Genomic DNA, 21,596 nt, shown 5'->3' with positions numbered 1-21,596 from the left:
CGCAGGGCCCCGGGCGGGCACTGCCTGCCCATCGGCCTAACCCAGCGAGAACAGCTCCTTCATGCGCTTGACGTTCGCGCGGCTGACGATGACCTCGGAGTGCTCCTTGTCCTTCAGCTTCATGATATAGGCGCCGTTGAAGTACGGGCTGATCTCCTTCACCTGATAGATGTTGACGATATACGAGCGGTGGCTGCGGAAGAACTGCGTGGACGGCAGCCGCTCCGTCAGCTCCTGCAGCGTGTGGCGCGTCAGCAGTCGGTCAGAGTAGGTCTGTACATACACGTTGTACCCTTCCGAGAAGATGTAGACGATCTCGTTCAGGGGAAGCGGGATCTGCTTGTCGTCCTTCTCGCAGAGCAGGAAGGAGAGCTGCGGCCGGGCCTCTGCCGACGGGCGCTCCGCCTCCCCCGTCTTCTCCGGCCGGCCCTCGCCCGCGGATGCGGCCTTGGCCTCCCGCAGCCGCTGGATCGTCTCCGCCAGCCGGTCAGCCTCGATGGGCTTCAGCAGGTAGTCGGTCGCCGGGATCTCGAAGGCCGACACGGCGTAGTTCTCGTAGGCGGTCACGAAGACCACCTTCGGCACCACTGCGCGCCCCTTGAGGCTCCGCGCCAGCTCGATTCCCGTCATCCCCGGCATCTGCACGTCCAGGAAGATCACGTCGTAGTCGAGGGCGTTGATCAGCGTCATCGCCTCGCGAGCGTTGGTCGCCTCCCCGATGATCTCGACGTCGGGAAACTGGCTGAGCTGGTACCGCAGCTCCATGCGGGCAGGGTATTCGTCGTCGACAATCAGGGCCCTCAGCACCATGGACAACCTACGCCCCTTTTTGCAATACCGGCCGTTTTCATACCATTTTAGATGACCCGACGTTGACCGCCAAGTCCTGTACGGTCAAATGTCGCTCAGTCGCCCTGGCCTGCCGCCCGCTGCAGCGGGATGCGCAGCCGGATCGCCGTCCCCACGCCGGGGCTGCTGCGGATCCGCAGCCGGTACTCGGGGCCGTAGAGCGACACCAGGCGCTCGTTGACGTTGGTCAGCCCGAGCCCCATGTTGTTGCCGAACCCCTCCTCGAACACCCGGCGCTGCCGCTCGCGGTCCATCCCGATGCCGTTGTCCGCGATCAGGATATGTAGGTGGTCCCCCACCTGCCGCACGCGGATGCCGACGACGCCCACGTCCTCCTTGGGGGCAAGGCCGTGGACGATGGCGTTCTCCACCAGCGGCTGCAGCGTCAGCACCGGCACCGAGGCGCCCGTCACCCGCGGGTCGATCTTCATCTTCACCTGCAGCTTCTCGCCGAAGCGGGCCTGCTCCAGGGCCAGGTAGATGTGGATGTACTCCAGCTCGTCCTGCAGCGTGTTGGTGTTGCCGCGGGTGGTCAGCGACCTGCGGAAGAACTGGGCGAGGTTCACGAGGAGCTCGCGCGAGCGTTCGGGATCTGTGCGGGAGAACATGATGATCGTGTTCAGCACGTTGAACAGGAAGTGGGGCCGGATCTGCGCCTGCAGCGCCTCCAGGCGCGCCCGCACCACCAGCTGGCGCTGCCGCTCCGACTCGGCCAGCTCCATCTGGATGCCCAGCAGCGCGGCGATGCCCACCGCCAGGCGGGCCACGTAACTGGGGAGCGGCGCCTGCGTCGCCCGGTAGAGTTTGAAGGTGCCCACCACCTGCCCACGGAACTTGAGCGGGGTGATGACGGCCGCCTTCAGCGGGTGCGGGCAGCCCTCCTCGTCGCAGGAGAGCACCCGCGGGTCGTTGACCACCCGGGTCTGCCCGGTGTCGAGCACGTACCGGGTGGCGCCGGTGAGGATCGGCCCGCCCTGCTGGTGCCGCCGGCACCCGACGCCCGAGAAGCCGAGGATCACCTTGTCGTCGGTGATGGCCACGGCGTCCATCTCGGTGATCTGCCGGATGATCTCGCAGATCTTCTGGGCCGACTCGAAGTTGAGCCCCTGCCGCAGGTAGGGCATGGTCTCCTCGCCGATGCGCAGCGACGTGTCGAAGCTGGTGATCGACTCCAGCGCGGCGGGCGAGAGCGACTCCTCCTCGTCGCCCCCGCGCAGCAGGCGCGCCACGAGGAACGCCTGCGCGGCGACCACCAGGGCGGCGAGCACGGCGGCCTGCGCGGGCCGGAACCAGGCCAGCCCGACCAGCAGCGCGCCGCCCGCCAGAACCGTGAGGACGACCGCCCGCGACTTACGGTTCACGCTGCCCCCACCTCCCGAGGTGCACACACCCGGCGCACGGTCATCTCCTTCCGGACCGGGAATATCGTCCCCGTACGATTCACCGTCAAAACTAGCATAGTGCATCATGGCACACTATTCTCCCCGATCATCCCGCTTGCCTGCCTCCCAATGGCGGCGAAAGAGGAGGTCCCTTCGACCGTGCAAGCCGATCCCCCGCCGTACCGGCCGCCGACGGAGGTGGCCCCCGGCATCTACCAGGTGCCGATCCCGATCCCCATCCCCCTCCGCTACGTCAACTGCTACCTGCTGCGGGGGCCTTCGGGCTGGACCCTGGTGGACACGGGCTTCCACGACGACCTGGCCAGGGCAGCCTGGCCCCGCGCGCTGGCCGAGCTGGCCATCCGCCCGCAGGACATCCAGCAGATCCTGCTGACCCACTACCACCCCGACCACGTGGGCGCGGCCGGCTGGCTGCAGCAGCTGACCGGTGCGCCGGCGTACCTGCCCGAGCCGGAGGTGGAGCAGTTCGACCGCTTCTGGGGCGATGGGGCGGCCACGATCGGCCCGCGCCTGACAGCGCTCTTCGCCGCCGAGGGCATGGACGAGGAGAACGCCCGGGCCGTGGGGCAGCACCACCTGAGGCAGCTCGAGCGGGTGAAGCCGCTGCCGGAGATCCGGCCCCTGCCCGACGGCAGCCGCATCACGCTGGGCGGGGCCGAGTACGAGGTGATCTGGACGCCCGGCCACTCCGACGGCCTGGCGGTCTTCTGGAACCCCGCGGATGCCATCCTGCTGGCCAACGATATGCTGCTGGCGAAGATCACCCCCAACGTCTCCATCTGGCCGGGCTGCCGCCCGAACCCCCTCGCCGACTACCTGGCGTCGCTGAAGCGCGTTTCCGCCCTGGGCGCCCGGCTGGCGCTCACCGGCCACCGGTCGCTCATCCACGACGTGGCCGGGCGGGCGGCCGAGATCGCCGCCCACCACGCCGACCGGCTGGCGAAGGTGGAGCGCGCCGCGGACCCGGGAGGGTCCACGGCGTGGGAGATCTGCCAGCGCATCTTCCCCGTGGCGGGGCTCACGCTGCACCAGCTGCGCTTCGCCATGGCGGAGACGCTGGCGCACCTGGTCTACCTGTGCGCCGAGGGGCGCATGCGCAAGGAGGGTGCGCGGTACCTGGTCGTGTAAGCGCACGGCGCCGGCGGGAGTGCCCGCCGGCGCCTGTCACACCCAAGCTAGTGAGAGCAGCCGCCGCTGCCGCAGGACTTGGGGGCCCCCGCGGCGCCGGCCGTGCGGAAGGACTGGCCGCAGCCGCAGGTGGAGACCGCGTTGGGGTTGTTGATGGCGAAGCCGCCGCCCATCAGGCTGTCGACGTAGTCGATGGTCGAGCCGTCAATATAGGGCAGGCTGGCGGGGTCGATGACCACCTTGATGCCGTCGAACTCGCCCACGTTGTCGTCCGGGCGCGGATTGCGCTCAAGGGCCATGCCGTATTCAAACCCCGAACAACCGCCGGGTCGGACCAGCACCCGCAGGGCCAGGTTCTCACCCTTGGACTTGATGATCTCCTTCAGCCGTGTCGAGGCCTTATCGGTCAGGGTGATGTTCACGGGTGGTTCCCTCCTTTGATCACTGAACCCTAGTGTACCATGGATCGGCGGAGGTCCGTCAACCACCGGCGGCGCAAGCCGCCCACGGTGGAGCGGTCCTTTTATTTGTGACGACGGCGCAGGCCCTCCGATACGGGCCCGTGCAACGCGCGGCGGCGCCCGGCCGGGATGCCGGGCGCCGCTGCGCGTTCGGCGGGAGCTACTCCGCCGACCGGTCGATGGTGAAGACGGGCGAGGTCCAGGTCTCCCAGTGGTCCTTGTTCTTGGCGTTGCCCAGCGGCTTCAGCACCTCGATGAGCAGGACGTAGTCGCCGTCCGGCAGGATGCGCTCCTTCTTGCCCTGCATCACGATGCCGTCGAAGCCGATGGCGAAGAACCCGGTGGGCTGGGAGTTGCGGCTCATGTACTCCTGATCGAGGAAGTAGGTAACCGCCCCGCCGTCCGCCGGCCGCACGCCGATCCGCAGGTGGCTGGACTGGTGATCCAGGTGGAACAGCACGTACGGGATATCGCCGTCGGCCATGGTGAAGACCGCGCCTTCACCCTCCTTGTAGTAGCTGCCGTCCGCAGCCCGGGCCAGCCACGGGAACCCGTAGGGCGTGGGCGTGAGGACCTCCTTCTCCTGGTAGTCGCCCTTGTAGCCGGCGTAAGGCACCCGCAGGACCGGGCCGTCGTTGTTCACCGGCGTCAGGACGATGTAACCGCCGTAGATGGTGCCGTCGGGCAGCGACGGATCCGGTGCGATGCTCACCTTCACCTTGGTGACGCCCCTCGGCGAGAGCGTCACCGTATCCTTCTGGAACGAGACGACGTCGTCGCCGATGAAGAACGAGGGCGAGTAGGTGTCGCCGCCGGTGGAGACGGCCTCCACGTGACTCAGGGCATAGGTGATGCGCCGGCCCGAGTTGTTGCGGATCGTCAGTGTCTCGGAGACCGCCTTGCCGGTGCTCTCGCCGAGGGCGAGCTTCGGCGTCTCCACGACGACGTCCGCGAGAATCGCCTTGTCGATCTGGAGCATGCCCGCGCCCTGCCGGTTGACGCTGTCCAGGAACCCGAGAGCCGGAGCGCCCCACCAGTACTTGGGGTCGGCGGTGTTCATCAGCCGCGCTTGCACCTCGTCAGGCTTGGCCTTGGGCATCGCCTCCAGCAGCAGGGCTGCGGCGCCGGCCACATGCGGCGCGGACATCGAGGTGCCGCCGATGGTGGCGTAGCCGCCCGCCTCCAGCGGGTAGGTGGAGTAGATGCCGCCGCCCGGTGCGCCGAGGTCAGGCTTCAGCGACAGGTCGGGGGCGAGCCCGTAGGAGCTGAAGCTGGAGATCAGGCCGCCGGTCGGGCTCTCGAACGAGCCGGTCTCGTCGGTCCACTCCAGCAGGAGCTCGTCGCCGCTTTCCAGCAGGTCCCGGATCATGAGCCCGTCCTCGTTGGTGATGGCCACCACGGGGATGGTGATGGGCTCCTCGCCGGCGACCGTCGGGTTGACGCGGCCGGCGACGTTGTTGTAGAGGATCACGGCAGCCGCCCCGGCGTTCTGGGCGTGGAGCGCCTTCTCGTAGAAGGTGCAGCCGCCGCGCTGCACCAGCGCTGCCGCGCCCTCCAGGCTGCCGGCCGGCAGCGGGACGCAGGCCAGGTCATCCCCCACCCCGACGTCCGCGCTGGCGATGGGCAGCGTCCCCGCGGTGGGCGGCAGGGGCGAGGCCGTCGCCGGGGTGAAGCCGACGCCGGCGCCGTCCACCCTGAAGATCCGCAGGGTCGCGTGGCTGTTGTCAAAGGAGGCGACGCCGATCACCTGCGAGCCGTTGCCCGGCGCGCTGGTGGAGTAGAGGCCGTACTCGCCGCTGTTGCCGATGGAGGCCACGACGACCATGCCCTTCTTCACCAGGCGGTCGGCCGCGACGGCCGTCGGGTAGCCGGGCCACTGGAAGGCGGAACCGATGGACATGTTGAGGATGTCCATCTTGTCCTTGTACGCCCGCTCCATCGCGGCCAGCATCACGTCCGCCGTGGTGCTGCCCTCGCAGCCGAACACGCGGTAGGCGCCCAGCGTGACGTCGGGTGCGACGCCCTTGATGCGGCCGTTGGCGCCGACGATGCCCGCGACGTGGGTGCCGTGGCCGGCGATGGCGCAGTCATCGGGGTCGGGGTCGGGCACGGGGACGGGGTTGTAGCCGGGATGGGTCGGGTCGGCGTTGAAGTCGTCGCCCACGAAGTCGTACCCGTACGCCACCTTGTAGCCCTTGCCGAAGCCACCGCCCAGGTCGGGATGGTGATAGTCGATGCCGGTGTCCATCACCGCCACCTTGATGCCCTTGCCGGTGTAGCCCAGCTCGGACTGGACGATGTCCGCGCCGGTCATCGCCAGGGCGGTCACCAGGTCGATGTCGTCGGTGGGCACCTCCACCTCAGGCCGGGCGATCTCCACCACCGGGTAAATCGCCTTGACGCCCGGCAGCCGGCTGAGGGCGGCCACCTGCGAGGCATCGGCCGCGATCGAAATGCCGTTGAACAGCTCCTCGTACTCGAAGCGCTCCTGGAACTTCACGTTCTGCCGCGCTGCCTCGGCCCGGAACTGCGCCCGCTCGCTCTTCACCGCGGACGCGCTGCCGCCCTCGGCCAGCGGTGCCCCGGAGAACTCCACGAACCAGGCGTGCGGGGTCTCATCCACCATCTCATCCGTCCAGTAGACGGGCGCCGGCTGGTCCGGGTAGAGCTCCTCCACCCGGGCCGCCGCCGGGAACGCCGCGCCAAGCAGCATGATCCCGACCAGGGCTGACGTGATCACTCGCCTGCGGTCCATCTGCGATGCACTCCTCCCTCCCTGTGATCTCGCACCGACACACCACGGACCGGAAAAAGGGTCCATGAGGGCGTAGGGAGGATTGTTCGGCCGCTCTAGTCTGCCTTCCTGCTTTATTCGAATTTTTTCGCTGTCGGCGAAAGCGGTATCCCGGCGTCTTTTCTCCCTCTGGCCAGGCGGTGTATAGTGGGGTTAGCCCCCTACCTCGACGGCGAAGGAGATGAGTATGAACCCCATCCTGGAGACGCTCTCCATCCTCGGCACCTCGCTGGTCGCAGGCCTGGTGGGCTCCATGCTGGGGCTGGGCGGCGGCATCATCATCGTCCCGGCCCTCACGCTGCTCTTCGGCCACGACTTCCGCACGGCCGTGGCCGCCAGCGCCGTGGCCATCATCGCGACCTCCACCGGAGCGACCGTCGCCTACCTGCGGGACCACATCACCAACACCCGCATCGCCATGTTCCTCGAGATCGGCTCCACGCTCGGCGCCCTCTCCGGGGCCTTCATCGCCGGCTACATGCCCACCCGGTTCCTTTTCCTCCTCTTCGCACTGCTGATGGCCTACTCGGCCTACTCGATGTTCCGCGCCCGCAAGACCGAGCTGCCGGACGGGGTCGTGCCCGACCGGCTGTCACAGCGGCTGCGGCTCTCCGGCTCGTACTACGACAAGGCCCTGGGGCGCACCGTCACCTACCAGGCCACCGGCACGCTGCCGGGGCTGTTCCTGATGTGCGTCTCCGGCGCGCTGGCCGGCCTCCTGGGCGTCGGCGGGGGCGCCTTCAAGGTACCGGCGATGGACATGGTCATGCGGCTGCCCATCAAGGTCTCCACCGCCACGTCCAACTTCATGATCGGGGTGACGGCCGCCGCCAGCGCCTCGGTCTACTTCGTCAGGGGCGACGTCGAGCCGCTCGTGGCCGGGCCGGTGGCGCTGGGCGTCCTGGGCGGCGCCATGCTGGGGTCGCGGCTGATGGTGAAGCTGAAAGGCTCCACGCTGCGGCTGCTCTTCATCCCGCTGCTGGTCTACGTCGCCTTCCAGATGGCCTGGAAAGGGGTGACCTCGTAGATGGACACCACGCGCACACAGGAGCCGTCGGTCTCCCGGGAAGTCGAGCAGGTCGAGCTGGCCGTCTCCCGGCTGCTCCGCCTGGGCACGGGGGCATCGGCCGCCCTGATCGCGGCGGGACTGCTGCTCCTGCTCTTCGCAACGTCGGCCGGCATCGGACCCGCCCTGGTCACCGCGGGCCTGATCACCCTCGTCTGTACCCCCCTCCTGCGGGTGACGGCCGCCATGGTCATCTACCTGAAGCTCGGCGACAGAACCTACGCCCTGATCTGCCTCTCCGTGCTGCTCTTCGTCTTCATCGGCTTTCTGCTGGGGGAGACGCACTAGAACGCCCACCGGCCACGGCGCCGGTGGGCGTGCGCTATTGGGCCCCGGGCTGTTGGGCCTCGGGCTGTTGGGCCCCGGGCTGTTGGGCCCCGGGCGTCCACGGCGCAGGCGGGCGGGGTGCTACCCGGCCCCGAGGTCGTCCCGCAGCGTCGGGTAGGCCCGAAGGATATCCGTGCGGGTGAGGATGCCCACGAGCCGGGTCTGATCGTCCGCCGCCACCACCGGCAGCCGCCCGACGCCGTGGTGCGCCATGAGCAGGGCCGCCTCGGCGACGGACTGATCGGGCGTGACCGCGACCAGCTTGCGGGACATGGCGCGGGTGACCGGCGTGCTCAGCCTCCCCTTCACGGGCACATCCCGCACGTCCTCCAGGGTGATCATGCCCGTCAGCCGGCCGGCGCCGTCCACCACCGGGTACCCGCCGTGGCGCGTCCGGTGCATCAGGTCGACCACCGCCTTCAGGTCCATGTCCTCCCGGACCACGTGCACGCCGCGCGTCATCACCTCGCCCACCTTCACCTCCCGCAGGTCGTGGAGCTGCCAGGGGAGCAGGATGCCCTGCTCGGGCAGGTGGAGGGTGTCCACCGAGTAGGGGTTGATGCGCTGGCTGAGCACGGCGGCCACGCCGCACGCGAGCATCGCCGGCAGGGCGATGCGGTAGTCGCGGGTGATCTCGAAGATCAGCGCCAGGGCGGTGAGCGGCGCCTGCGTCGCGCCGGCGATCATGGCCGCCATGCCGACCACGGCGTAAGCTCCGGGCTGGATGGCGAGGCCGGGGAACGCCAGCGCGGCCAGGTGACCGTAGAGGCCGCCGCCCATGGCCCCGAGGAAGAGGGCCGGGGTGAAGGTACCGCCGGTCCAGCCGCCCCCGCTGGTCACCGCGATGGCCAGGAGTTTCCCCCCGAGGAGCGCGGCGATCGTGAGGAGAGGGAGCCGCCCGCCGAGCGCGTCCTGGATCGTGGCGAGACCCGGGCCCAGCGTACCCGGCAGCGCCAGGCCCACCAGGCCGAAGAGAACGCCCCCGAGTGCGGCTCTCAGCCCGGGGGAGAGCCGCACCAGGTGCCGCCCCGCCTCGTCCCCGCCGAAGATCGCCGCGATGTAGAGCCGCGACAGCGGCGCGACGCAGAGGCCCAGGCCAGTGAACAGCGGGACCTGCCACGGGTCCTGCACTGAGTAGGCAGGGATCGGGAACGGAGGCTGCCCGGTCAGGTAGTTCGACAGCACGGCGGCCACCGTCGCCCCGAGGGCCGCCAGGGCGAAGGAGCGCGCGGTGAACTGCACCAGCACGATCTCCATTGCGAAGAAGGCGCCGGTGATCGGGGCGTGAAAGGCCGTGGCGATGGCGGCAGCCGCGCCGGCGGTGACCAGCGCGTTCCGCCAGTCAGCCCGGACGCGGACGGCCTGTCCCAGCGCCGAACCGATGCCCGAGCCCAGCAGGACCACCGGCCCCTCGCGCCCCAGCGAGCCGCCGGCGCCGAGGGTGAGGATCGCGGCGGCCGACTTGAGCAGGGTCGTGACCGGCGGGATGCGGCCTTCGCGCCTCGCCCGGGCGAGGATGACCAGCGGGATGGCGTGATGGCGGTCGGCCGGCGGGACGAACCGCACGACCGCCGCGTGCACGAGGCCGAGCGCGGCGGGGAAGAGCAGGAACGCCAGCCATGCCGGGGCGCCGGCGGCCCCGAGCCAGGCGGGCAGGAGCCCGTACCCCAGGCGGAACAGGGCGTCCACCGCCCGCTCGAACAGCCGGACGCCGAAGGCGGTAAGCCCGCCGGTGAGGACCACGAGGGCCACGAGCGGAACCACGGCGAGATCAGCGGGCCGGACCGGCGCCACCATCTGACGCCAGTCCGGCCGCGGGTAGCCCATGTTGTGCGGATCCACGTCAGACACACCTCGGACTTCCCTAGTTCGATCCCTCCGCATCGGACGGAGAGGGTTGCTCATCCTCGGTTCCACTGCCTGTCTTCAGGGGGCGCAGGCCCGTCGCCGGGCGGCGCATCAGGCTCGCCCGCGGGCTGGTCTCCGCCGTCGCCGGGCGGCGCATCAGGCTCGCTCGCGGGCTGGTCTCCGCCGTCGCCGGGCGGTGCACCGGGCTCGCCCGCGGGCTGGCCTCCGCCATCGCCGGGCGGTGCACCGGGCTCGCCCGCGGGCTGGTCTCCGCCATCGCCGGGCGGTGCACCGGGCTCGCCCGCGGGCCGGCCTCCGCCATCCCCCGGGGGCGCTCCGGGCTGGCTGCTGCCCTCACCAGGGAGCTCGGGCACGCCATCCCAGACCCAGCCGCTCAGGAACTCGCTCACGAGGCGGGTGATCTGCGCCAGGTCGGCGGCCGCGGCCTGCTCGTTCACGCCTGCGCTGAAGATGGCGATGGCGAAGGGATGCTCGGGCAGGAAGACGATGCCCACGTCGTGCACCATGGCCGGCAGCGTACCGATCTTGTGGGCCACCGGGACGCCGGGCGGCGCGCCGGCGGCGATGCGGTCGCCGAAGGCGGTCTGCGTCAGCAGCCCCATCAGGATGCGGTAGTGGTGACCCCCCTCAGCCGCCGCCTGGCGGTAGGCGCGCTCCAGGTAGCGGACCATGTCGCGGGGCGTCGTGGCCCGGCGCCCGGTCTCCAGGTTGGTCACGGTCCCGCCGAGTCCCCGCATGTAGGCGAAGACGTTCTCCTCGCCGAACCGGCGCAGGAGCATGTTGGTGGCGATGTTGTCGCTCACCGTGAGGGCGAGGTTGAGCAACTCCGACACGGTGTGGCAGTCGCCCGGGACGGAGCTGTGGAGGATGCCCGTGCCCCCCTCCCAGTCCTCGGGCGCGTAGAAGAGCTGCTCCTCGAGGTCGGCCTCCCCGCGCGCGGCCAGGTCGAGGACGTACATCACCAGCGGCACCTTGAAGGTGGACGCGGCGACAAAGACCTGATCCGCGCCCACCGCTGCGGTGGCGCCAGTGGCCAGGTCGACGACTGCGATCCCGTAAGCTCCCGGCCGGCCGGCCAGGAACTCACTGAGCGCCCGCTCCAGATCTGCCAGCGCGCCGACCGGAGCCTCCACCGGCGGGGGTGCCGCGTAGGGCAGGCTCTCACCCGCCGCGGCGGCCGCGGCCAGCGGCGCCTTCGGGACGCAGGGCGCCGGCGGCCGCTGCGGCGCCGGGGGCTGCTGGGGCGACCCCGTCAGGGGTCTGGAGCTGCCTCCGGAATCGGCCTGCGCCCTGGGTTCGTCACGGCCGGAGCCGCCCGGGCGGGACGCCTCAACGGGGCGGTCCCCCTGGCCGCCACCGCTGCCCCCGGCTGCCCCCGGGTTGTCCCCGCCGCCTTCCGGTTGCTCCCCGCCACCCTCCGCCTCGACAGCAGTGCCCAATGAGGCCGGTGCCGCAGGCGCGGCAGCAGGAACGGCGGCCACCGTGCCAAGCAGGGAAGACACGAGGGCGAGCGCCGTAATCAGGCAGAACGCATGGAACGCGGGCCGTGGGCCTGCCATGAATGTCTCCCATCCTTATCCGCGCCGTATAGCCCAATATTACACCTGATGTATACACCGCGGCAGGAGAGAATTCAAGGGTATACAGATGACCGGCCCGTGCACTGCAGACGAACACAGGTGCCTCGATCCGAGCGCGCAAAGCCCCCGAAGGGTCGCAGCGCCCCGCCCTCCGGCGTCAACGTGCAGACAGGCGACCGTCCAGTCACCGCGACCGCGGTTCAGCGGGAGCCAGACGAAGCGAATCCGAACCCGTCCACACGACTTCCAGGTCCAGCACGGCGGCCAGGTGCTCCACCGGCAGGTAGACCTGCTCACCGCACAGCACGGCCCGAAGCGGGATGACCGCGCCGTTGAGAACCGCCCGTTCGACCGACTCCCGCCCCGGGGGGAAGTGTACGGACAGCACGTCGTCTGGTCCCAGCAGGCTGACGGTGCGGCGCTCCCCGTCCCAGTAGAGGCCCCGGCCGGACAGCAGGGGCTCCGCAAGCTCCCCCAGCGGCACGACGACACCCCCGCCGTCGGTCCGGTACCCAGTTCCGGTGCGCGCTCCGCCCCATGCGCTCCGGGCGGTGACCGTCACCGCCTGCCAGCCCGCCAGGGGCGCACAGGGGGCGCCGCCCTGCCCGGACGCGCTCCGGTGGTGCGCCACTGCGGTCAGCAGCCCGCCGAGCAGCAGCATCGCCGCCGCGCCCATCATCACAGCCCGGAGCAGCCAGCCGCCCCTCACGGCGCTCCCCTCCTGTGCGTCAGAAAGCCCTTGCTCACCGCTCTCCCCTCCCCCCGGACGGGCCGGACACCCCTCGCCACAGCCCCGGACCGCGGGGTGCAGCCTGCCTCCTCCCATTCTACCCCATTTTTTGATTCTTCAGGTATCCGCGCGTAGTAAGAGACTCCCGCGGGCGTGCCCGCGGGAGTCGTGCATGCGCGCTGCCTAACGCCGGACCAGCAGGTCGATGACGACCGAGTCGCCTGCGGTCAGGCGGATGATGGGCGCCATGTCCATGGAGTGGGTCAGCGACCCGCCGAAGGTGCCCGAGGCGGGCTGCGCCCGCAGCCAGGCCCACGCCGCCCCGGCCGGCAGCGGCTGCTCGAGCCGGTAGGTGCCGTCGGCCCCGGTGATCACGGCCTGGGTATCCGCGCCGCCCTCGACGGCCAGCTCGACCCGGGCCCCGGCCACGGGCTGCCCGTTCTGATCGAGCACGCGGCCCGTCACCACCGCGCTGTTCCGGTGGATCATCACGGCCTGGGTGACCTGCTGGCCCGCACCGGGCAGCTCGCCCAGGACCACGCCGCCCTGGCTGTAGCCCTGGCTGCTGACGGTGAGCATCCCAAGCGTGGCGGTGGAGAGGTCGGCCTCGATCTGGAAGTACCCGTCGCTCTCCGAAGTGGTCCGGGCGGCCACCTCGCCGTCCAGGTAGAGCTGCACGTCAGCCCCGGACACCGGGCGGCCCTGCAGGTCCACCACCACCCCGTCCAGCTTGGCCGTGGCCGGCGTCAGCCGTACGGTGGGGAGCGCATCGCCCGCGCCCAGTGCTGCGGTCATGTCGATGTCGCCCGTGGGCAGGTAGCCCTCGGCGGTCACCCGCAGCGCCGCCCAGGCGGTGGTGGTGGGCACGGAGCCCAGCCGGTACCAGCCGGCACTGTCGGTCTTGTCGTGCCCCGCCTGGCGGCCGTCGCCCAGCACCATCGTCACCTCGGCGCCGGAGACGGGCCGGCCCAGGGCGTCCACAATCCGCCCCTGCACCGTGGCCACGGCCGGGTAGAGCGTGGCCTGGACGGACATCCGCCCGCCGCCGGGCACGTGGAAGGTCGTCGTGGCGCTGCCCGAGACCACCACCTCGCGGGTGGTCACGTAGCCGTCCTTGCTCACCCGCATCATGTAGGGCGACTGGACGGAGCCGCCGTCCTGGCTGGCATCGACGTTCTCGATGATGAACTTGCCCTCGGCGTCAGTGGTCGCCTTGTAGACCGCGTGGGAACGGCGGATCAGCTCAACGGTGGCGCCTTCGATGGGCAGGCCGGTGGGCCCGGTGACCGTGCCGGTCACGGTCGAACGCACCAGCGACTGATCACGGAAGGTCTGCGCGATCAGAGAGATCGAGACCGTGGCCCCCGGCTTGACGGTGAACCAGTCGGAGATGGCTAGGTCGATGTGGTCCACCGTGAGGCTGTCCACGGCGTTGAAGGCGACCAGCTGGTACTTGTAGCCGTCGCCGGCCGGGACCGCGTCAAACCGCACGGCCCCGTTGCTGTCGACCCGCGCCGAGGCCACCTCGCCCAGTCCCTGCCGCATGAGCACGATCTCCGCCGTGCGGATCGGGCGGTTGCCGATGGTGGTGAGCACCGCCTCCACCGCGCCCGTGCTGCGGTTGAGCTTGATCCGCTTCAGCCCGGAGTACTCGAGCATCCCGCCCGGCAGCACGCTCTCGGGGTCGGTCTCCACCGGGGTGTACCCGGGCATGCTCACCCGAAGCCGGTAGGTGTCCGAAGGCAGCGGCTCCCGGATGGAGAAGCGCCCGGTGACGCCGGTCTCCGCCTCGGCCACGACCACGTTCTCGCCCCGCACCAGCTCCACCTTGGCCCCGCGGATGGGCGAGCCCGTTGCGCCGTCCACCACCTCGCCGGTGGCGATCACGGTGCCTGCGGTCAGCGAGATCGCCTCGACCGTCACCCGGCCCCGGGCGACGGAGATCCGCTTCTCCACCGGCGCCATTCCCTCAGCCGTCACCACGGCCCGGTACTCGCCGGGGGACAGGTCGCGGGCAATCCAGCGGCCGGCCTGCGCGGTGCCCTGGGAGACCAGGCGCCCGCCGCTGGTCAGCAGCGTCACATGGGCCGCCGAGCGGCCGTCCGCGTCCCGGATGTAGAGCTGCAGCTCACCGCCCAGCGGCTCCAGCGTGATGGTGCGCACGCCGGCCTGGGCGGGGTCAAACCAGCCCGACTCCTGGACCTCGTACCCGGGCGCCGTGGCCCGGGCCTGCCACAGGCGCGTGGTACCCGGGGTGTAGGGCACCCGGACCAGGCCGTCCTGCGCGGCCTCCTGCAGCGCAACCAGGCCCAGCCCGAGCTCGTATACCTCCACTGTCGCCTTCGGAATCGGCTGGCCCGCCGCGTCCGCCACGCGGATGAGCACCGCGGTCGCCGCCTCCTGGGCGTAGGCCGGCAGGGCCGTCAGCAGGAGCAGGAGGCTCACGAGCAGGGCCGCGATCCGGCGATTCAGAGCCCTGGGAGTCGTAACGGTATAGCCACTCACACGCACATCCTCCTTATTCATAGCGCAGGGCCTCTATGGGATCGAGCCGGGCCGCCTTCGAGGCCGGGTAGACGCCGAACAGCACCCCGACGACGGCGGAGAAGCCCAGAGCCAGAATCACCGACCACACGTCGATCAACAGGGAAATGCCCATCGCACGACCGACCAGCCAGACGGGGATGGAGGCGAAGGCGACGCCGGTCCCCCCGCCCACCATGCAGATCACCACGGCCTCGATCAGGAACTGGGTCATGATGTTGCCGTACGTGGCCCCGATCGCCTTGCGCAGCCCGATCTCGCGCGTGCGCTCGGTCACCGACACCAGCATGATGTTCATGATGCCGACGCCGCCCACCAGCAGCGAGATGGCGGCGATGGAGGCGATGAGGCCCGTCAGCAGGCCGGTGATGGTGGTGATGGCCTGGGTCGCCTGCTCCATGCTGAAGCCCATGAACTTGGCCCCATGGTGGGTGCGCTCCAGCAGGGCCACGGCGTCGTCCATCACCGACTGGACGTCGGCGCCGGGCCTCACCTTCACGACGAGGCCCCAGATGTCGGAGTAGCCCGTGATCCGACGCACCGCCCCCACCGGCAGGTAGACCGTGGTGTCCTGCGCCCCCAAGCTCCGGCTGAGCGATCCGGTGGTGTTCTCCACTACGCCGATGACCTCGTAGGAGAGCCCGTTGATCTTCACCCGCTCGCCCACGGCGGCGTGGTCCCCATCGCCGAAGAGCCGCTTCACCGCGTCCTCGGCGAGGGCCGCGACCCGTGCGCCGCCGTTGATCTCGGCCTCCGTGAACCAGCGGCCGTCCTTCACCTTGAGGTTCATCGCCACGTCCGTTCCGTCGTAGGCGGCGACGGCATAGGAGGAAAGGGTCTCCTTCTCCCACTCCACCTGGACGCCGACCGAGTCGGTGCCGACCACGGCGACGACGTCGGGCAGCATCGCTTTCAGCACCTGCAGGTCGCGCTCCCGGAACGGCTCCGTGCGGGTGAGGGTGCCCTCGCTGGTGATCGATCCGGGGTAGAGCTGGAAGATCCCGGCCCCCAGCCCCTCGAGCTCGCCCACCACCGCGGCCTCGGTGCCCCGCCCGATGGCGATGACGGCAATAACCGACCCGACGCCGATGATGATGCCGATCATGGTGAGGATTGACCGCATCTTGTTGGCGATCAGCGCCTCCCATGCGACCCGGAGCGTCTCGAGGAGGTTCATTCCTCCGGCCCTCCCATCTCGGCAAGGCGCTCCTTCGCCCGGATGGGGTTCGCCACGACCTCGTCGCCGACGATCAGCCCGTCCTTCAGCCGGATGACCCGGTTGACGTGCTGGGCCACGTCCGGCTCGTGCGTGACGATGAGCACGGTCGCCCCCTCGGCGTGCAGCTCCTGGAAGAGGGCGAGGATCTCCTCGCCCGTGCGGGAGTCGAGGTTGCCGGTGGGCTCGTCCGCCAGGATGATCGACGGCCGGGTCACCAGCGCCCGGGCGATGGCCACCCGCTGCCGCTGGCCGCCGGAAAGCTCGTTGGGCCGGTGGTGCATGCGCTCGGCGAGGCCGACGCGCTCCAGGGCCTCCCGGGCCCGCCTGTGCCGCTCCCGCGCCCCGACGCCGGCGTAGAGCAGCGGCTGCTCCACGTTGCGCAGGGCCGTCATGCGGGGCAGCAGGTTGAAGGTCTGGAAGACGAAGCCGATCTGCCGGTTGCGCACCCGGGCGAGTTCCGACTCGTCCCTTGCGGCGATCAGGCGTCCGTCCAGCTCGTAGGTGCCGCTGGTGGCCCGGTCCAGGCAGCCGAGGATGTTCATCAGCGTCGACTTGCCCGAGCCCGAGGGCCCCATGATGGCCACCAGTTCGCCTGCGGAGATGTCCAGGCTCACCCCGCGCAGCGCGTGCACCTCCGTATCGCCCATCTTGTAGACCTTCGTGATGTCACGCAGCTTGATCATCGGCCTTCCCCCCCGGCTTCCCGGAGCGTCTCGACGCGGACCGGGTCTCCGTCCTTCAACGAGTTGATGAGGGTGAAGGGGCTGACGACGATCTGCTCGCCCTCCTCGACCCCCTCCGTGATCTCGACCTCGGTCTCGGTCCTGAGCCCCACATTGACCGGGCGCACCCTGACGGTGAACTCCTCCACCACGAGGACGCTCGCCTCGCCGTTCTGCTCGCGCACCGCGGCCAGCGGGACGACGATGACGTTCTCACGCTCCGCCGTGGCGATGACCACCTCGGCGTTGACGCCCGCCCGCAGGAGGTCCGCGCGGTTGGCCACGCTGCCCTCCACGACGAAGTACGGCGAGCCGCCGCCGCCCATCGTCGCCTGCGCGGCGACCCGGGTCACCCGGCCCGAGAACACCTCGCCGGGCGCGGCGTTGGTCTCCACCGAGAGCGCCTGGCCGGGCCTGACCTTGACGATGTCCAGTTCGTCCACCTGCACGACCACCTTCAACTCGTCCAGGCCGCCGATGGTGAGCAGGAGCTGCATCTCCTGCGCGGGCAGCCCGTCGGTAACGGACACCGCCAGCACGGTTCCGGCGGCGGGAGCCTTCAGCTCGGCCTGCTCCAGCTTGCCGCGCAGCGACTCCAGGGCCGACCGGGTCGCCTGCAGGTTGAGCTCGGCCGCCCGGACCTGCTCGGCCATCGTGCCGCCGGCCTGGGCCTCCATCTCGGCCATCTGCAGGGCGAGGCGGGCCGCCTGCACCTGGCTGCTGGCCAGCTGGACGGCGACGGGGTTGTCGCCGCTCACACGGGCGTAGTCGGCCTCAGCCGCGGCCAGCTCGTCGTAGGCCGCCCGCAGTTGTGCGGCCGCCTGCGCGGCCGAGTCCCGGCTCTTCGTCAGGGCCTCCTCGTAGGCCGCCTTGGCCTGCTCGTAGGCGGCGCGGCGGGACGGGTTGGACGGATCGGCCCGGTACGCCTCCTCGGCGCTCATCAGGTTCTTGCGGGCCGTCTCCGTGGCGGCCGCGCCCTCTGCACTGCGGTTCTGCAGGGTGGTCAGGTTGATGCGGGCCTGCTCCAGGCGCGTGCGCAGGGCGTCATCCTGACGGAGCACCGAGGCGAGGTTGTCCTCGGCCTGGAGCAACTGCGCCCGGGCCTGCTCGAGCCGCTGGTCCAGCTGCAGCGGCGCCTGCTGCTGCTGCAGGTACAGGCTGGACAACTGGGCCTCCAGCTGGGCGACCTGCGCCTCCTGGGCGGACACCTGCAGTGCGAGATCCGACGCATCCAGCACGGCCACCACCTGGCCCTCCTCCACCCGGTCGCCGATGCCGACGAGCAGCTTGACCGACTTGGTGGAGAAGGGCGCCCGCAGCTCGTGCGCGGTGCTGGCCTGCAGCACGCCCGGCGCCACGACCTCCTGCTGGAGGTTCTGCCGCGACACCGTCTGCACCCGGACCAGCGGGGCGCCTGCGGGGCCCTGGGCGGTGTCCCTCCGCCCCGCTGTGGGCAGTCCGCCCGAGGCGTTGGCCCAGATCAGCACGGCCACGGAAAGGAGGAGGACAGCTGCGACGAGTACCTTCTTTCTCACACCTGCCCCTCCCTTAGCCCACATTCATCGTAAATGCAGCGCCGATGCTTGCGGCGGCGGCGCTGACGATCACGCCCAGCACGAAGAGAGTGACGGGCATCGCCCAGCCCCTGCGGGGCTCGCGGCCGAAGAGGGCGGCGAAGCCGATCGCCAGCAGGGCGTAGTACCAGATGCCGAACGGGTTGATCATCTGCAGCGCGCCCATCAGCACCGGACTGGCGCCGTCCGGGAGGAGGGCCGCGGCGCTGAGGTCGAGCTGCTTCCCCGTCACGGCCATGAACACCGCCGACAGCAGCCGCGCGATGTCCAGGGGCATCCGGGCGTAGCCGATCATGCCCATGTAGGACGTGAGCGGAACCTCGCCGCCCTGGAACTGGCCGAAGAAGGTGGCCACGAGGGCGAGCACCAGGCCGACGACCCACGGGCCGGCGATCTCTTGGACAACCAGGGCCACACCTCCGGACCAGCGCATCACGGTCTGCATCATGGCCATGTCTTCCGCAGTCATCTGGGGCTGGTTGGCCATCGCCGCTGCGGCCTGTTCCATGGCCAGATCCATCAGGGCGGAGTAGGAGAGGGCGATCGCCACGATACCGACCAGGCTGTGGATGAGGTACGGTGCCAGCACCGGCGGCTTGCGGCCCAGCGAGCGAAAGGTCTCACCCGGGGACGTCACCACGCTCAGCAGCGCTCCCCAGGGGGAGATGCGCGGCTCCGCATCGTTGCGCACCAGAGGTTCACTCACGGCAAAACCCTCCTGTCATAGGACGACGTCGATCGGCGGCGGGTTTCCCCGCCTGTTCCCTTGATGAGACTCCGCCGCCCGCCCAATAGGTTCAGGTCATAAGCAAAAAACGCTGCCAGGATGGGCGGTAACCGCCATGGCAAAGCCGAAGCCCCCCTCCTTCCGGAGGGGGGCCCTGCGGGCGGCGTCACTGCGCCCAGGGGATTCCCGCCACCACCAGCGCCAGCGAGACGAGGAAGGGCCAGAATCCTGCGGCGGGAACCGTCTTCTTCTGCTGTGTGCGGCCGAAGTGGGCGATCACGAGCGCCAGCAGCATGGCTACCGGGTGCACGTAGGCGAAGAAGGCGTTGAGCTTCCATCCGGACTCGAGTACCCAGATGATCAGCCCGATGAGCACCTGCACATCCAGCAGGACGGTGTAGAGGAAGCCGGCCTTCGCTCCCCACCCGTCGCGGCCGCTGTCGCCCGTCACCCGGGCACCGACCAGCGCCAGCAGCGCGCCGGCGAGGACCAGCCAGCGCACGATGCTGTGCAGCATCACCAATACGTACATAGGATCCCTCCTGAAACTTTCTTTTTACTGTTGTTTCTTCCCTCTCCTCATTGTTGTTCTTTTTCGCTGGCCGGGTTTCCTTCTGGGCTGGCCCGGGTGAACGCGCCTCACCCGGTCCAACCCCAGGCCCGCCGCTGGCTCGCGGTTCGAAGGCGCACGGCGGACCGCCATCGCGCCCGCTGGTTGTCCCGGGTGCTCCGGCGTGCGCCGGGCCTCATTCAGACCCGCCGGTTGTCCCGGGGACGACGACGTGCGGCGGCGTGCGTCGGGCCTCTTTCGGGACCCACCGCAGGCCGGGGCACAGGGACCGAGTTCCCTCATATTGTCATCAAGCATCGTCCGCTCGGGGCGCAACCGGCTGGAGGAGTTCTGTATGAATGTATAGAAATTCGACAATCGGGAGGGGATATGTGTGGCGGAGAATGCGAGGGTGCTGGACTGCAAGGCGGTGGCGGCCGAGCTTGACCGTCACCTGCGCACGGACACGTTCCCGCTGGGCATCCGGGTCGTGCGGGCCGGGGAGCCGCTGCCGGAGAGGGTGCGGCGGCCGCTGCGCGACATGGGGATCAAGATCGCCATCTGCCAGGGCATCGGCATGGCCAGGCGGTACGGCTGGGCGATCGCCATGGGTCCCGAGGACCTGAGCTGCCCCATCGCTCAGGTGGCGTTCGGCTTCAAGCCTGCGATTCCGTTCTACACCGAAGGCAACCTGGCGGCGGGGATGTACGTGGAGACCTGCGCCCAGGGTGCCCTGACCGAGCAGGAGGTGCCGAAGTTCACGCCCGAGGAAGCGGGTACGGTCGTCGTAGCCCCGCTCACCCGCTGCAGCTTCGAGCCCGAGACGCTGCTGATCTACGGCAACTCGGCCCAGATCATGCGGGCGGTGACGGGAGCGCTGTGGAAGACGGGCGGCTCGCTGACCTCCGTCACCTCCGGCCGGGCCGACTGCGCGGACATCGTCATCCGCACCGCCCGGGAGGGGAAGCCCCAGTTCATCCTGCCCTGCCTCGGCGACCGGATCTTCGGCCAGACGCAGGACCACGAGATGGCGTTCACCATCCCCTGGTCGCAGGTCGGCGACCTGCTGGAGGGGCTGGAGGGCACGCACAAGGGCGGCGTGCGCTACCCGATCCCCACCTTCCTGCGCTACACGCCGGAGTTCCCGGCCACGTACCAGGAGCTGCAGCGCCGCTGGGACGAGGGCGAGACCTCGTAACGCCGCTCCCGACCTGGCGGTCACGGGCCACAGGGTCCCGCCCGACTGGCGCCACGCGACGGAGGCTGAGGAGATCCTCTCCCCAGCCTCCGCTCGTTTGCCCTTCTGTTCGGTGCCGTCACTTGAGGTCGACGAATGCCAGCGTGCACCGGGAGAGGCAGATCAGCTGCCCTTCCTCGTCGGTGATGCGGATCTCCCATACGCTGGTGCTGCGGCCGATGTGTGCCGGCGTGGCCACCGCCCGCACGGTGCCCTCCCGCTTGGAGCGGATGTGGTTGGCGTTGATCTCCATGCCGACCGCCGTACGCCCCTCGCCGGCGTTCAGCGCCGCGCCGATGGAGGCCACCGTCTCCGCCAGCGCCACCGAGGCGCCGCCGTGCAGCAGGCCGAAGGGCTGGCGGGTGCGGTGATCCACCGGCATCGTGGCGACGACCCGCTCCGGCGTGACCTCCTCCAGCACGATGCCCAGCGTCTCCACCATCGTGCCGTCCGTGTAGGGTTTCTGATCCATTCGCGATAGCCCCCTCCCCGTTGCTGGCTCCTGAGATTCGCCGCGGCGGGCCCCGCACCCTTCTTGGTTCGAACTTTCCAAGTTCGCATACAACCCCAGTGCCCGTTTCGTGGCCTTGCCACACCCTGGGCCCGTTTCTTGCCGCGACACCTTTCACACCTGAAGTGTCACGTTTCCGCAGCCTCGCTCGCGACCCCTTGCGATTTCTTGCCACTTCGCATGTGAAGGATCATACTTAACCGTCACCCCCTAGGAGCCTGTCCGGGTAACCGCACGTGAGATAGGGGCAGACTCCCAATGATTGGATATCAACGATCGTGCCTACTTCTTCATGCGCTGTCTGA

18 protein-coding genes are annotated in these 21,596 nt (G+C 69.9%); 4 read left to right on the top strand and 14 right to left on the bottom strand.

What is annotated here, in order from left to right:
* Positions 1 to 36: 36 nt before the first annotated feature.
* Both J2Z79_RS15165 and J2Z79_RS15160 read right to left on the bottom strand, forming a co-directional pair.
* Positions 37 to 810 (bottom strand): LytR/AlgR family response regulator transcription factor, encoded by a 774-nt coding sequence (locus J2Z79_RS15165; protein ID WP_245302840.1) that lies wholly within the window; start codon positions 808 to 810, stop codon positions 37 to 39.
* Positions 811 to 905: 95 nt separating this feature from the next.
* Positions 906 to 2,210, bottom strand: a complete 1,305-nt coding sequence (locus J2Z79_RS15160; protein ID WP_342589510.1) for a histidine kinase — start codon at positions 2,208 to 2,210, stop codon at positions 906 to 908.
* 180 nt (positions 2,211 to 2,390) lie between these two features.
* Between J2Z79_RS15160 and J2Z79_RS15155 the strand changes: the two genes are divergently transcribed.
* Entirely contained in the window at positions 2,391 to 3,380 is a 990-nt protein-coding gene (locus J2Z79_RS15155) for an MBL fold metallo-hydrolase (RefSeq protein WP_209467738.1), read from the top strand.
* A gap of 47 nt (positions 3,381 to 3,427) precedes the next feature.
* Here the strand turns inward: J2Z79_RS15155 and J2Z79_RS15150 are convergent, their stop codons facing one another.
* Complete coding sequence (locus J2Z79_RS15150) at positions 3,428 to 3,802, bottom strand: HesB/IscA family protein (RefSeq protein ID WP_209467737.1); 375 nt, start codon at positions 3,800 to 3,802, stop codon at positions 3,428 to 3,430.
* 199 nt (positions 3,803 to 4,001) lie between these two features.
* Positions 4,002 to 6,596, bottom strand: coding sequence for a S8 family serine peptidase (locus tag J2Z79_RS15145; RefSeq protein WP_209467736.1), 2,595 nt, complete (start codon positions 6,594 to 6,596; stop codon positions 4,002 to 4,004).
* A 226-nt stretch (positions 6,597 to 6,822) separates the two neighbouring features.
* On the opposite strand from J2Z79_RS15145, the gene J2Z79_RS15140 reads away from it, so the two are divergent.
* Both J2Z79_RS15140 and J2Z79_RS15135 read left to right on the top strand, forming a co-directional pair.
* Positions 6,823 to 7,662, top strand: coding sequence for a sulfite exporter TauE/SafE family protein (locus J2Z79_RS15140; RefSeq protein ID WP_209467735.1), 840 nt, complete (start codon positions 6,823 to 6,825; stop codon positions 7,660 to 7,662).
* Positions 7,663 to 7,989, top strand: coding sequence for a DUF1634 domain-containing protein (locus J2Z79_RS15135; protein ID WP_209467734.1), 327 nt, complete (start codon positions 7,663 to 7,665; stop codon positions 7,987 to 7,989).
* A gap of 120 nt (positions 7,990 to 8,109) precedes the next feature.
* Here J2Z79_RS15135 and J2Z79_RS15130 read toward each other — a convergent pair whose 3' ends face one another.
* The 9 genes from J2Z79_RS15130 to J2Z79_RS15090 all read right to left on the bottom strand — a co-directional run bounded on the left by J2Z79_RS15130 (position 8,110) and on the right by J2Z79_RS15090 (position 19,525).
* Positions 8,110 to 9,879 (bottom strand): chloride channel protein, encoded by a 1,770-nt coding sequence (locus tag J2Z79_RS15130; protein ID WP_209467733.1) that lies wholly within the window; start codon positions 9,877 to 9,879, stop codon positions 8,110 to 8,112.
* Between the two features lie 50 nt (positions 9,880 to 9,929).
* Complete coding sequence (locus J2Z79_RS15125; RefSeq protein ID WP_209467732.1) at positions 9,930 to 11,456, bottom strand: serine hydrolase; 1,527 nt, start codon at positions 11,454 to 11,456, stop codon at positions 9,930 to 9,932.
* Positions 11,457 to 11,661: 205 nt separating this feature from the next.
* Positions 11,662 to 12,186 carry a stalk domain-containing protein gene (locus J2Z79_RS15120; RefSeq protein ID WP_209467731.1) on the bottom strand — a complete coding sequence of 175 codons (525 nt, stop codon included), beginning with the start codon at positions 12,184 to 12,186 and terminating at the stop codon, positions 11,662 to 11,664.
* A 204-nt stretch (positions 12,187 to 12,390) separates the two neighbouring features.
* Positions 12,391 to 14,712, bottom strand: coding sequence for an MSCRAMM family protein (locus J2Z79_RS15115; RefSeq protein ID WP_209467730.1), 2,322 nt, complete (start codon positions 14,710 to 14,712; stop codon positions 12,391 to 12,393).
* Between the two features lie 13 nt (positions 14,713 to 14,725).
* Positions 14,726 to 15,928 carry an ABC transporter permease gene (locus tag J2Z79_RS15110; RefSeq protein ID WP_209467729.1) on the bottom strand — a complete coding sequence of 401 codons (1,203 nt, stop codon included), beginning with the start codon at positions 15,926 to 15,928 and terminating at the stop codon, positions 14,726 to 14,728.
* Positions 15,925 to 16,653, bottom strand: a complete 729-nt coding sequence (locus J2Z79_RS15105; RefSeq protein ID WP_209467728.1) for an ABC transporter ATP-binding protein — start codon at positions 16,651 to 16,653, stop codon at positions 15,925 to 15,927. The genes J2Z79_RS15110 and J2Z79_RS15105 overlap by 4 nt, the downstream gene beginning before the upstream one ends.
* The gene (locus J2Z79_RS15100; RefSeq protein WP_209467727.1) at positions 16,650 to 18,227 is read right to left on the bottom strand and encodes an efflux RND transporter periplasmic adaptor subunit; all 1,578 of its coding nucleotides are present in this window, start codon (positions 18,225 to 18,227) and stop codon (positions 16,650 to 16,652) included. The genes J2Z79_RS15105 and J2Z79_RS15100 overlap by 4 nt, the downstream gene beginning before the upstream one ends.
* A 13-nt stretch (positions 18,228 to 18,240) precedes the next feature.
* A complete protein-coding gene (locus J2Z79_RS15095; RefSeq protein WP_209467726.1) occupies positions 18,241 to 18,972 on the bottom strand; it encodes a Yip1 family protein in 732 nt (243 codons plus the stop codon).
* Between the two features lie 187 nt (positions 18,973 to 19,159).
* Positions 19,160 to 19,525: a hypothetical protein gene (locus tag J2Z79_RS15090; RefSeq protein ID WP_209467725.1), complete on the bottom strand. Its 366-nt coding sequence runs from the start codon at positions 19,523 to 19,525 to the stop codon at positions 19,160 to 19,162.
* Positions 19,526 to 19,937: 412 nt separating this feature from the next.
* On the opposite strand from J2Z79_RS15090, the gene J2Z79_RS15085 reads away from it, so the two are divergent.
* The gene (locus J2Z79_RS15085; RefSeq protein WP_342589509.1) at positions 19,938 to 20,741 is read left to right on the top strand and encodes a DUF169 domain-containing protein; all 804 of its coding nucleotides are present in this window, start codon (positions 19,938 to 19,940) and stop codon (positions 20,739 to 20,741) included.
* Positions 20,742 to 20,859: 118 nt separating this feature from the next.
* Here the strand turns inward: J2Z79_RS15085 and J2Z79_RS15080 are convergent, their stop codons facing one another.
* Positions 20,860 to 21,252, bottom strand: coding sequence for a hotdog fold thioesterase (locus tag J2Z79_RS15080; RefSeq protein WP_209467724.1), 393 nt, complete (start codon positions 21,250 to 21,252; stop codon positions 20,860 to 20,862).
* Positions 21,253 to 21,596 lie beyond the last annotated feature (344 nt).

The sequence above is a fragment of the Symbiobacterium terraclitae genome (assembly GCF_017874315.1).
GTDB lineage: Bacteria > Bacillota > Sulfobacillia > Symbiobacteriales > Symbiobacteriaceae > Symbiobacterium > Symbiobacterium terraclitae.
Note: the sequence above shows the minus strand (reverse complement) of the source record. Positions and strands in the feature narration are given on the sequence as shown.

Coding starts and splice junctions, on each gene's coding strand:
- J2Z79_RS15090 (WP_209467725.1), bottom strand. CDS start 19,525: ATGTACGTATTGGTGATGCTGCACAGCATCGTGCGCTGGCTGGTCCTC.
- J2Z79_RS15135 (WP_209467734.1), top strand. CDS start 7,663: ATGGACACCACGCGCACACAGGAGCCGTCGGTCTCCCGGGAAGTCGAG.
- J2Z79_RS15145 (WP_209467736.1), bottom strand. CDS start 6,596: ATGGACCGCAGGCGAGTGATCACGTCAGCCCTGGTCGGGATCATGCTG.
- J2Z79_RS15165 (WP_245302840.1), bottom strand. CDS start 810: ATGGTGCTGAGGGCCCTGATTGTCGACGACGAATACCCTGCCCGCATG.
- J2Z79_RS15125 (WP_209467732.1), bottom strand. CDS start 11,456: ATGGCAGGCCCACGGCCCGCGTTCCATGCGTTCTGCCTGATTACGGCG.
- J2Z79_RS15105 (WP_209467728.1), bottom strand. CDS start 16,653: ATGATCAAGCTGCGTGACATCACGAAGGTCTACAAGATGGGCGATACG.
- J2Z79_RS15140 (WP_209467735.1), top strand. CDS start 6,823: ATGAACCCCATCCTGGAGACGCTCTCCATCCTCGGCACCTCGCTGGTC.
- J2Z79_RS15080 (WP_209467724.1), bottom strand. CDS start 21,252: ATGGATCAGAAACCCTACACGGACGGCACGATGGTGGAGACGCTGGGC.
- J2Z79_RS15110 (WP_209467729.1), bottom strand. CDS start 15,928: ATGAACCTCCTCGAGACGCTCCGGGTCGCATGGGAGGCGCTGATCGCC.